The sequence below is a fragment of the Streptomyces lydicus genome (assembly GCF_000717345.1).
Lineage (GTDB): Bacteria > Actinomycetota > Actinomycetes > Streptomycetales > Streptomycetaceae > Streptomyces > Streptomyces lydicus.
In genome coordinates this window covers 145,586-156,524 of record NZ_JNZA01000011.1, presented here as the reverse complement: position 1 = coordinate 156,524, position 10,939 = coordinate 145,586, and the positions used below count along the sequence as shown (strand labels likewise).

Below are 10,939 nucleotides of genomic sequence, written 5' to 3'. Positions count from 1 at the left end.
CGGCCGGGCCCCGCGCGGGCCGTCCACACCCCGGACGCGCTGGTCGCGGGGCCCCTGGGCGGGCGCAGAATGGGCGCATGACCACGGGCGCGGGAAGGGGAACGGCGGACGGGGACGCGGCGGCCGCCGAGGCCCTGCCCGCCCCGACGGCGGACGCCACCCCGCGGGCGCGCGGAGAGTGGGCGCGGCACTGGCGGTACGCCGGGCTGCCCGGCCTCGACCTGCTGCGCGCCCGCTACGTCCGGCACTCCTTCCCCCGCCACGCCCACGACGGCTACGTCGTCTGCGCGGTCACCTCCGGCATCGAGGAGGTGGGCCTCCAGAAGGGCACCGTCCGGGCCGGCCACGGCGGCATCATCATGATCAACCCGGAGGTCGCCCACACCGCGCGGGCCGGCGCCCCCGAAGGCTGGGCGTACGCCACTCTCTACCCGTCGGCCGAGGTCGTCGCGGAGATCGCCGAGGAGACCACCGCCCTGCGCGGCACCGCGGGCTTCACCGAGACCGTCGCCGAGAACCCGCAGCTCGCCCGGATGATCACCGAGGTCCACCGGGCCGCCGAGGGCGGCAACGCCCTCGCTGCCGACAGCCTGCTGCGGATCGCCGTCGCCCGGCTGCTGCGCCACTACGGGGGCCCGCTCCCGTCGCGTACGCCCCGCAGCGCCGGCGCACGGACCGCCGCCCGCGCCCGGGCCGTCCTGGAGGAGCGGATGGCCACCCCGCCGTCCCTGGAAGCGCTGGCTCAGGAGCTGGGCACCAGCCCCTTCGCGCTGCTGCGGGCCTTCAAGGCCGCCTACGGCATGCCCCCGCACACCTGGCTGACCGACGCCCGGGTCCGCCGGGCCCGCAGGCTCCTGGAGGCCGGCACCTCTCCCGTCGACACCGCCCTGGCGGTGGGTTTCAGCGACCAGCCCCACCTGAACCGCCACTTCACCCGGATCGTGGGCGTACCACCGGGCGCCTATCGGCGGGAGCGTTCGGCGTAGGAGGGGGCGCGCGGGCGTCGGACGGCGCGGTGGCGTGGCGACGCGTGGGCCCGGTGGGGCGGTGGCGCAAGAACGTACAAGACCGTGACGGGCCCGCGCTCCTAGGGTCCGAGGCGTGTCAGAACAGACAGAGATACGCAGCACGGAGCGGCCGGTTCCACCGGAGCCGGCCGCCCCCGCGAAGCCCGACTCCGCCGTGATCAGGGACGCCCTCGGCGTCGGCGTCGCCGTCGGCCTCTCCGGCTTCGCCTTCGGCGTGACCTCGGCCGGCGCCGGCCTCAGCCTCCTGCAGACCTGCGCCCTCAGCCTCCTGGTGTTCACCGGGGCCTCGCAGTTCGCCCTGGTGGGCGCCCTCGCGGCCGGCGGCAACCCGCTGACCGCCGCGGCCGGGGCCTTCTTCCTGGGAGTCCGCAACGCGTTCTACGGGCTGCGGCTCTCCGCCGTCCTCGGCTACCGGGCCACCGTCAAGCCCCTGGCGGCCCACTGGGTCATCGACGAAACCACCGCCGTCACCCTGGCCCAGCCCGACCGCCGCAGTGCCCGGCTGGGCTTCACCGTCACCGGGCTGACCCTCTACGCCCTGTGGAACCTCACCACCTTCGTCGGCGCCCTGGGGGCCGGGGCCCTCGGCGACACCGACGCCTGGGGCCTGGACGCGGCCAGCCCCGCGGTCTTCCTGGCGCTGCTCGCGCCGATGCTGCGGACCGCCGTCGAGCGCGTGGCGGCAGGTCTGGCCGTCGTCCTGGTCATGGTGACGCTGCCGCTGCTGCCCACCGGCGTACCCGTGCTGCTCTCGGCGCTCGCCGCGCCCGCCGTCCTCGTCGTCCAGGGACGCCGCGAACGGGCCACGAAGAACCGCACCGCCACCGGGGAGGACCGGTCATGAACGTCTGGATCGCGATCGCCGTCACCGCCGTCGGCTGCTACCTGGTCAAGTACCTGGGCCTGTCGGCCCCCTCCGGCGTACTGGAGCGCCCGCTCGTCAAACGGCTGGCGGCGCTGCTCCCGGTGGCCCTGCTCGCCGCCCTCACCGCCCAGCAGACCTTCAGCGACGGCGGGCAGATCATGCTCGACGCCAAGGCCGCCGGGGTCGCCGCCGCGGCCGTGGCGCTGGTGCTGCGCGCACCGTTCCTGCTCGTCGTCGGGGTCGCGGTGGTCGTCACCGCGGGGGTGCGGGCACTGGGCGGGTGACCGCACCCGGGCCGGCCCGGTGGTCAGTCGAGCGGCCGCCCGTACGCCCGCAGGGTGAGCAGCGCCTTGAGCGTCACCATCGGGCGGCTCTCCAGTGCCGTCCCCGGTGCCCACGCGCGCCAGTTGATCGGCCAGCCGCCGTCCTCCTCCTGGAGCGCCGACAGATGGTCCAGCGCCCGGGCCATCTCCTCGTCGGTGAACCAGCCGCGGGCCAGCGAGCCGGGCGCGGGCGCGAAGTCGTACGCCAGGTGGTGCTCTCCGGGGGCGTACCCCTGCGCCACCGGGACGTCGGCGGCGCGGTCCGGGTCCAGCAGGACCAGCCCCTGCTCCCGTACGAGCCGGCCCAGCCGCTCGGCCGCCGCGGCGGCCCGCGGCCGGTCCGGGGCGCCGTCCAGGAAGGCCACCGCCGCCTCGACCTCGTACGGGTGGGTCTCCTTCAGGGACTCCACGGTCGCCCAGCAGTAGTCCGTGGCGCGGAACAGCCAGGCGTGCCAGACCTCGTTGCGGTGCAGCAGCCCCACCACCGGGCCGGTGGCCAGCAGCGCGCTGGGCGGATTGTCGACCACCGGGATCCACGGCGCGGCCGGATAGCCGCGCAGGGAGGGGTGCAGCGCCGGCAGCGCGCCCTCCGGGGTCGAGATCTTCGTCAGATAGCGGCAGATGCGCTCCACCTGGCGGCCGTCGCAGCGCCCGATCAGATCGAGGACCTTCAGGGCGTGCGCGGTGTGCAGCGGCTGGCTGACCGGGCCGCGCAGATCGGGCTCCAGGGCGTGGCCGTAGCCGTCGTCGTCGTTGCGGTACGCGCTCAGCGCGGTCTCGACCGGGTCCGCCCCGCCGCCGAGGAAGTGGTACTCGAAGAGCCGCTGCTCGAGCACCCTGGCGGTCAGCCAGACGAAGCGCTCGGCGCGCGCCAGAGGGGTCGAAGAGGGGCTTACGTTTTCGGCCATGGCCCGACCGTAGGGCGGAAATCTCCCGGTGGCACCGGCTCGTGCCCCGCTGCCCTCCCAGGGCGGGATACTGGAGGCATGCGGTTGACGGTCTTCTGGGAGCGGATGGCGGATCACTTCGGTGCGGCCTACGCCGACTCCTTCGCGCGCGATCATGTGATGTCCGAGCTGGGCGGCCGGACCGTCAACGAGGCGCTGGACGCGGGCTGGGGCGCCAAAGAGGTGTGGCGGGTGGTCTGCTCCGTGATGAACGTGCCGTCCGACAAGCGCTGAGCGGGGCGCCCGCGGCGCGGGGCGGAGCGGACGGGGAGACCGGGGCCGGAGCGGACGGAGGAGCCGGAGCGGACGACGGAGGAGATCGTCCGTGGGCACCGTGGCGGTCCGCCCGGCAGACGGGTCGGCACGGCTCGTGACCGGGACTGTCGGCGCGGTGCGCGACACTGGGCAGCGTGCCCGTTTCTGATGAGATCACCAGCAACGACGTCCCACGGCCCGAGGAGCGGCCCGCGGACCGGCCGGAGCGCCGGTCCGATGCGCCGATGCCGCGCTGGCTGCCGCGCGCCATGGTGCTCGCGCTTTCCCTGGTGGCCTGCTACCAGCTCGCCATCTGGGGATTCCACCAGCTGATCACCCTGTTGCTGAACGTCCTGATCGCGTTCTTCCTGGCGCTGGCCGTCGAGCCGGCCGTCGACTGGATGGCGGCCCGTGGCATGCGGCGCGGGCTGGCCACGGGCCTGGTCTTCCTGGGCATCCTCGTCGCCGCGGCGGGCTTCTTCGCGTTGCTGGGCTCCATGCTCGCCGGGCAGATCGCCACGATGGTCGAGGAGTTTCCGCAGTATCTCGACTCCGTGATCAGCTGGATCAACAGCACGCTGCACACCCACCTCTCCCGGGTGGAGGTGCAGAACAACCTGCTCCGCTCCGACTGGCTGCAGAAGTACGTGCAGGACAGCGCCAACAACGTCCTGGCCGTCTCCGCGACGGTGCTGGGCAGCCTGTTCAACCTCCTGACGGTGGCCCTGTTCTCGTTCTACTTCGCCGCCGACGGCCCCCGGCTGCGCCGCGCGCTGTGCTCGGTCCTGCCGCCCCACCGCCAGGCCGAGGTGCTGCGCGCCTGGGAGATCGCGGTCGCCAAGACGGGCGGCTACCTCTACTCCCGCGGCCTGATGGCGCTGATCTCCGGCGTCTCGCACTACATCCTGCTGGAGCTGATGGGTGTCCCGTACGCGCCCGCGCTGGGCATGTGGGTCGGCCTGGTCTCCCAGTTCATCCCGACCATCGGCACCTATCTGGCGGGCGCCCTGCCCATCCTGATCGCGTTCACCGTCGACCCGTGGCACGCGCTGTGGGTCTTCGCCTTCGTCGTGATCTACCAGCAGTTCGAGAACTATTTGCTGCAGCCGCGGATCACCGCCAAGACGGTGGACATCCACCCCGCCGTCGCCTTCGGGTCGGTCGTCGCGGGCACGGCCCTGATGGGCGCGGTGGGCGCACTCATCGCCATCCCGGCCACGGCGACGCTGCAGGCGTTCCTCGGCGCGTACGTCAAGCGCTACGAGGTCCCCGGCGACCTGCGGGTCAACGGCCGGGGCCGGCGGCGCGTCGCCGGTCTGCTGACCCGCGCCCGCCGGGCCCTGCGCACCGAACCGCCGGCGGCCCCGCTGAGGGACCGCACGCCGGACGTCGCCCGGAGCGCGGACGTGGCCGGGAGCGCGGACGACGGCGGCGAAGGCCGCGAGGGCGACCGCTGAGTCCTCGGCCGGGGGCCCGGTGAAGCGTTCCGGAGCCCGCTCGCCCGCGCCGCGCCACCGCCGGACACGGGCGGGCGGGTCGCTTGACAGCAAAATCGAACATCCATTCTCATGGGAGATCCGGCCTGTGTTCTCGGGGTTTTCCCGAAGTTATCCACAGGCTGGAGCCGGGTCCGGGCGCATTGTCAGTGGCAGGCGTTAGCGTCATGGACGTGAAGCGATCGACTCAAGCAAATCGGGTGGAACCCATGGCAGGCACTGACCGCGAGAAGGCGCTGGACGCCGCGCTCGCACAGATTGAACGGCAATTCGGCAAGGGCGCCGTAATGCGCATGGGGGAGAGGTCGAAGGAGCCCATCGAGGTCATCCCCACCGGATCCACCGCGCTCGACGTGGCCCTCGGCGTCGGCGGCCTCCCCCGCGGCCGCGTCATCGAGGTCTACGGCCCGGAATCCTCCGGTAAGACGACCCTGACGCTGCACGCCGTCGCGAACGCGCAGAAGGCCGGTGGCTCGGTCGCGTTCATCGACGCGGAGCACGCCCTCGACCCCGAGTACGCCAAGAAGCTCGGTGTGGACACCGACTCCCTGATCCTGTCCCAGCCGGACAACGGCGAGCAGGCCCTGGAGATCGTGGACATGCTGGTCCGCTCCGGTGCGCTCGACCTCATCGTGATCGACTCCGTCGCCGCCCTGGTGCCGCGGGCCGAGATCGAGGGTGAGATGGGCGACTCGCACGTCGGCCTCCAGGCCCGGCTGATGAGCCAGGCGCTCCGTAAGATCACCAGCGCGCTCAACCAGTCCAAGACCACCGCGATCTTCATCAACCAGCTCCGCGAGAAGATCGGCGTGATGTTCGGCTCGCCGGAGACCACGACCGGTGGCCGCGCGCTGAAGTTCTACGCCTCGGTGCGTCTCGACATCCGCCGCATCGAGACCCTCAAGGACGGCACGGACGCGGTCGGCAACCGCACCCGCGTGAAGGTCGTCAAGAACAAGGTCTCGCCGCCCTTCAAGCAGGCCGAGTTCGACATCCTCTACGGCCAGGGCATCAGCCGTGAGGGCGGACTGATCGACATGGGCGTGGAGCACGGCTTCATCCGCAAGTCCGGCGCTTGGTACACGTACGAGGGCGACCAGCTCGGCCAGGGCAAGGAGAACGCCCGCAACTTCCTCAAGGACAACCCGGATCTCGCCAACGAGATCGAGAAGAAGATCAAGGAGAAGCTCGGCATCGGCGTGAAGCCGCAGGAGACCGCCGCGGAGCCCGGTGCGGACGCCGCGGGTGCCGCAGCCGACCCGGCGACCGCCACCGCGGCCGCGGCTCCGGCACCGGCGGCCAAGGGCGCCAAGGCTTCCAAGGCCACCGCGGCCAAGAGCTAGTCCGCCATGACACGGCGAACGGAATGGCCGGCCAGCGAGGGCGAGTTCAGGCACGCTGCCGGTGACGCCGAGACCCGTAGGGGCCGCGGGGGCCGTGAGGGCCGCCGGGGCGGCCATGAGGACAGCGGTGGTCCCTCCTCGTCGAGGGCCGAGTCGGGATCACCGCGTACGCCCGAGGAGCAGGCGCGGGCCATCTGCCTGCGCCTGCTCACCGGGAATCCGCGTACGCGCAAGCAACTCGAGGACGCCCTGCGCCGGCGGGGCATCCCCGACGAGGCCGCACAGGAAGTCCTGTCCCGTTTCGAGGACGTCGGGCTGATCGACGACGCGGCCTTCGCCGACGCCTGGGTGGAGTCCCGCCACCACGGGCGTGGCCTCGCCCGGCGGGCCCTGGCCAGGGAACTGCGTACCAAGGGAGTGGACTCCGCCCTGATCGACGTGGCGGTCAGCCGCCTCGACTCCGAGCAGGAGGAGTCCACCGCCCGCGAATTGGTCGACCGCAAGCTGCGCGTCACGAGAGGGCTGGACCGCGAAAAGCGCCTCCGCCGGCTGGCCGGGATGCTGGCCCGCAAGGGCTACCCGGAGGGCCTGGCCCTCCGCGTCGTCAAACAGGCCCTGGCGGAGGAAGGCGAGGACCCGGAGCTGCTGGACCACCACCTGCCGGACGACTGACCGGCCGCCGACGCACCCCACGGCCAGGGCGGTCGGCCTCAACTCGGCGCGGGCGGACGGATGTCGCTCGCGAGCGGGACGGTGGTGGCGTGGACATGGGGGCATGGGCGGGTGTGGCTGTGGGGCAGGGGGACCACGGGCGCCGTGTGAGGTGAGCGCAGCCATGGCGCTGAGCGGCTGACGGCCGGGCGGCTGCGTGTGGCCAGCGCCCAGGGCTGGGGGCTAGGTCCAATGCCAGCTGGTCGATGGCCGGTAGCTGGTGCCCGGTGGTCAATGCCTGGTGGCCACTTGGGCGTGGACGCGGTCGGTCCGAGCCGGTGTGGGCAGTTGCGCGCTCAGGGGCTGGGTGACTGACTGGAGAGCTGCGGCACCGAGCACGAAGCTGCTGCTCAGGGCCATGGCTGCTGAGTGTTGTGGGGCGGCTGGGGGTGGGTGGGGGAGGGGGAGGCCGGAGGTCAGGTAAGTACGGGGAGTCCCGCTGTTCGCCATGCCTGGAAGCCGCCGGTGAGGTCGGTTGCCCGGTGGAGGCCCAGCTGGCGGAGGGAGAGGGCGGCCAGGGTGGAGGCGTAGCCCTCGTTGCAGATGATGACCACCGGCAGATCGTGATGGGTCGCCTCGGGGGCGCGGTGTGCGCCCGTGGGGTCGAGGCGCCATTCGAGTTCGTTGCGTTCCACGATCAGGGCGCCGGGGATGGTGCCGTCGCGCTCGCGCAGTTGCGCGTACCGGATGTCGACCAGCAGGCCGCCGGCCTCCTGTACGGCGGCGGCCTCCTGGGGAGTCACCCGGGGGCCCAGCTCCTGCCGGGCCCGGGCGAGCAGTTCGTCGATGGCGCTCACGTCCACTCCTCCGGACGCTCGACCTCTTCGAGGCGCAGCAGTGGGCCGGTGCGGCTGTAGCGGCGCATCAGCGGCAGGGGCGGATAGTAGGCGTGCACCGAGACCGCATGGGTGTCCTGCGAGGTGTTGAGCACCTCATGGACGTGGTGCGGACCGAACGCCCGGCCGCGGCCGTCGCTGAGCTTGCGCTGCCGGTCCACGCCGTCGGCGAGTTCCAGCGTTTTCCAGCCCTCGGTGGGCAGTTGGACGGCGAGCGACTGTTCCGTCAGCTCGCCGCTGGCCGCCGCGAAGGCGCCGCGCGAGCCACCGTGGTCGTGCCAGCCGGTGCCGGTGCCGGGCGGCCAGCTGATCAGCCATGCCTCGCTGCCGCCCGGTCCGTTCAGCCGGATCCAGGTGCGGCCTTCGGGGTCGAGCGGGAGTGAGGCGATGAGCGCCGCGTCCGCGGCGGTGCGGCGGGCGAAGTCGAGGAGATCGGCGGCGCTGGGCCCGCCGTCAGTGCCGGTCGCCTGCGGGCGCGCGGCGGTACGTACGTCTGGCACGGAAACCGTCCTGAGTGATCGCGAAGAGGCGCGGCTGCCGGACAAGGGCAGGCGGCCGCGCGGGGAAGAAGATGCGGATCAACAGAACGGACGACACATGCAGCCCGCATAGCGGACCAGGTCCAGATGGACCCTCCGCCAGAACCGCGAGCTGTGATCAGTCACTCTCGGAGTGAAGCATGGACGTTCCCACAGGGTCAACCGGGGAAGGCGCACCCGCCGTCCCGGCCGAGCCGGTCGTTCCGCCTCCCTCTGCCCCTCCGTTACGGCCTTCCGCCGCCCACCTCGCTCCCGTGGCTCCGCCAGCTCCCGTGGCTCCGCCCGCGTCCGTTGCCCCGTCCGCCCCCGTCGTCCCCTCTCCGGACCCGCCGCGCTCCGCTCCATCGGACGCACCGGATGCACCGGATGCGCCGGACGCACCGGACGCACCGAATGCACCGGACGCATCAGAGCTATCGAGCACATCGGATGAATCAGACCTGCCAATCTCCGGCGCCGCACCAGACGTACCGGACGTACCCGGTCCCGCAGGCCCACCGATCCCTGCAGGCCCACCGGCCCCCGCAGGCCGTACCGGAGCGCCCTCGGAGCCGGCCCGGCGGGCCGCGCCCGCTCCCCGGCCGTGGGCGCCGCCCCGTACGGCCTCCGCGCACGCCGTCATCTCCTCCGGGCGGACGCCGGCCAGTGCCGTGACCAGATGGCCGTCGGGGCGTACGAGCAGAACGGTGTGCGCGGCCGCGCCCGGGTAGGACTCGGTGACCAGGAGCTCGGCCGACATCGGCAGGGCGGCGACCGCGCTGGTCAGGCGGGGCATCAGGCCCGCCGACTGCCAGTGCCGGCGGTCCCAGACGGTGGTGCCGGGAGCCACCAGGAGCACCAGCAGGCCCTGCCCGAGACGGTCGTGCAGCCGGACCACCGAGCCGTCGGACGCGGTCACCGCCACATCCACGACCGGCGCCCCGGGCACCGTCTCGACGAGCGGGCCGTCCGCAGGTCCGGCGGGCGGCGCCAGCGGCGTGCGGGCATACACCGGGGGCGCGCCCAGCGGGCCGCGGCCCAGGTGGCCGTCGGTCAGCAGGGTGCTGCGGCCGCGCGCGGCACCGGGGAGCACCGTGCGCCAGCGGACCGAGCGGCCGTCCCGCAGCAGCGGCAGTGCCTGGTCGGCCGCGCGCAGCCGGGCCGCGACGGCGCCGCGGCGTTCGGCCTGGTAGCTGTCGAGCAACAGCTCCGAGGCGCCATGGTGCCAGGCCAGTCCCAGCTTCCAGGCGAGGTTCTCGGCGTCCCGCAGCCCCTCGTCCAGCCCTTGGGTGCCGAGGGCGCCCAGCAGATGCGCGGCGTCCCCGGCGAGAAAGGCGCGGCCCTGCCGCCAGTGGCGGGCGAGCCGGTGGTGGACGGTGTGCACCCCGGTGTCGAGGAGCTCGTACGGGGGGACCAGCCGGCCCGGGCCGTGCCACCGGTTGCCGTCCCCGTCCGGGCCGGTCCCGGTGCTTCCGGTGCCCGGTTCGGCCGGGGACGTGCCGCTCCAGCCGGCCAGCGAGTCGCGGATCCGCGCCACCAGCGCGTCCGGCGTGACCAGTTCGCGCCCGGGTGGCAGCAGCCAGTCCAGCCGCCAGAGGCCGTCGGCCAGCGGCCGGGCGGAGACCTCGCTGCCCGGCCCGCCGCCCTGCCGCGGCGGCGAACGGTGCAGCAGGGCCTCGCCGGGCCAGGGAAGTTCGCAGCGCAGCGCGGCGACCGCGTGCCGTTCGACGGCCGTCCGGCCCGGGAAGCGGATGTCCAGCAGCTTGCGGACGGTCGACCGGGGGCCGTCGCAGCCGATGAGGTAACTCCCGCGCCACCACGTCCCGTTGGGGCCGCGGGTGTGGGCGCTGATGCCGTGCTCGTCCTGTTCGAGGTCGGCGAGCCGGCTGCCGATGACGACCTCGGCGAGCTTCTCGCGGGCCAGTGCGGTGCGCAGGGCGCGGGTGAGCGCGTGCTGGGGGAGGTGGACCGGAGAGGCGGGGGCGGGGCCGGCCGCGTCGTCCGGGGTGCGCGGGGCGAAGGCGACGCGCTCGACCAGGCGCCGGCGGCGCATGATGCGCCAGGCCGTCCAGCGGGTGCCGGCGCTCTCCAGGGCGTCGGCGCAGCCGAGCCGGCCGACGAAGGCTGCGGTGTCCGGACGGAGCACGGCGGTACGGGCGGGGCGGGTCTCCTCCTGGCCGGGGGTCTCGTCGAGGACGACGGAGGGGACGCCGAGCCGGGCGAGGGCGAGGGCGAGCGAGAGGCCGACCGGGCCGGCCCCGACCACGATCACCGGGTCCACGGCGCCGCTCCCTGGGGCCGCTGGTGCGTACGGGACGTGCGGAAACTGGCAGTTGGAGCCCGGTGCGTGATCACACAGCGTATGCAACCCACTGCGGCCGCTCGCGTCAAGTGACGGAGGCGGTGGCGCCGTTGCCACCGCCTCCGGACGGTCCGGTATCAGCCGCGCGGGGCGGCCACCGTACGACGGGAGCCGCCCGGCCGTGCGCAGAGCCGCGTCAGGTCTTGTTCCTGAATGGTCCCCTCAGCCCAAGCTCTCAGCGCGTCAAAGATGGTGCGGTGGAGTCGGCCTCGGGCCCGCACTCCGACCTGGTTCCACAGGTGGAGCACACGCACA

12 protein-coding genes are annotated in these 10,939 nt (G+C 73.4%); 7 read left to right on the top strand and 5 right to left on the bottom strand.

Annotated elements, in window-relative coordinates:
* Positions 1-77 precede the first annotated feature (77 nt).
* The 3 genes from OO62_RS12470 (at position 78) to OO62_RS12460 (ending at position 2,177) form a co-directional block, all read left to right on the top strand.
* Complete coding sequence (locus OO62_RS12470) at positions 78-986, top strand: AraC family transcriptional regulator (protein WP_078617135.1); 909 nt, start codon at positions 78-80, stop codon at positions 984-986.
* Positions 987-1,101: 115 nt separating this feature from the next.
* A complete protein-coding gene (locus OO62_RS12465; protein WP_033267404.1) occupies positions 1,102-1,872 on the top strand; it encodes an AzlC family ABC transporter permease in 771 nt (256 codons plus the stop codon).
* Entirely contained in the window at positions 1,869-2,177 is a 309-nt protein-coding gene (locus OO62_RS12460) for an AzlD domain-containing protein (protein WP_033267403.1), read from the top strand. Before OO62_RS12465 ends, OO62_RS12460 begins: the two co-directional genes overlap by 4 nt.
* A gap of 23 nt (positions 2,178-2,200) precedes the next feature.
* Here OO62_RS12460 and OO62_RS12455 read toward each other — a convergent pair whose 3' ends face one another.
* Positions 2,201-3,124: a hypothetical protein gene (locus OO62_RS12455; protein ID WP_033267402.1), complete on the bottom strand. Its 924-nt coding sequence runs from the start codon at positions 3,122-3,124 to the stop codon at positions 2,201-2,203.
* 78 nt (positions 3,125-3,202) lie between these two features.
* Between OO62_RS12455 and OO62_RS12450 the strand changes: the two genes are divergently transcribed.
* The 4 genes from OO62_RS12450 (at position 3,203) to recX (ending at position 6,929) form a co-directional block, all read left to right on the top strand.
* Positions 3,203-3,397: a DUF3046 domain-containing protein gene (locus tag OO62_RS12450; protein WP_033267401.1), complete on the top strand. Its 195-nt coding sequence runs from the start codon at positions 3,203-3,205 to the stop codon at positions 3,395-3,397.
* 266 nt (positions 3,398-3,663) lie between these two features.
* Positions 3,664-4,875 carry an AI-2E family transporter gene (locus OO62_RS12445; protein ID WP_051733044.1) on the top strand — a complete coding sequence of 404 codons (1,212 nt, stop codon included), beginning with the start codon at positions 3,664-3,666 and terminating at the stop codon, positions 4,873-4,875.
* Between the two features lie 248 nt (positions 4,876-5,123).
* Positions 5,124-6,257, top strand: a complete 1,134-nt coding sequence (gene recA, locus OO62_RS12440; protein ID WP_033267400.1) for a recombinase RecA — start codon at positions 5,124-5,126, stop codon at positions 6,255-6,257.
* 6 nt (positions 6,258-6,263) lie between these two features.
* Positions 6,264-6,929 carry a recombination regulator RecX gene (gene recX, locus OO62_RS12435; RefSeq protein ID WP_033267399.1) on the top strand — a complete coding sequence of 222 codons (666 nt, stop codon included), beginning with the start codon at positions 6,264-6,266 and terminating at the stop codon, positions 6,927-6,929.
* A gap of 455 nt (positions 6,930-7,384) precedes the next feature.
* On the opposite strand, the gene OO62_RS12430 is transcribed toward recX, so the two are convergent.
* From OO62_RS12430 to OO62_RS12420, 4 genes are all read right to left on the bottom strand, one after another.
* The gene (locus OO62_RS12430; protein WP_033267398.1) at positions 7,385-7,765 is read right to left on the bottom strand and encodes a rhodanese-like domain-containing protein; all 381 of its coding nucleotides are present in this window, start codon (positions 7,763-7,765) and stop codon (positions 7,385-7,387) included.
* Positions 7,762-8,304 (bottom strand): cupin domain-containing protein, encoded by a 543-nt coding sequence (locus OO62_RS12425; protein WP_033267397.1) that lies wholly within the window; start codon positions 8,302-8,304, stop codon positions 7,762-7,764. The genes OO62_RS12430 and OO62_RS12425 overlap by 4 nt, the downstream gene beginning before the upstream one ends.
* 78 nt (positions 8,305-8,382) lie before the next feature.
* Positions 8,383-8,469, bottom strand: a complete 87-nt coding sequence (locus OO62_RS41525) for a putative leader peptide (protein WP_310719366.1) — start codon at positions 8,467-8,469, stop codon at positions 8,383-8,385.
* Entirely contained in the window at positions 8,462-10,603 is a 2,142-nt protein-coding gene (locus OO62_RS12420; protein WP_078617134.1) for an FAD-dependent monooxygenase, read from the bottom strand. Before OO62_RS12420 ends, OO62_RS41525 begins: the two co-directional genes overlap by 8 nt.
* Between the last annotated feature and the right edge of the window lie 336 nt (positions 10,604-10,939).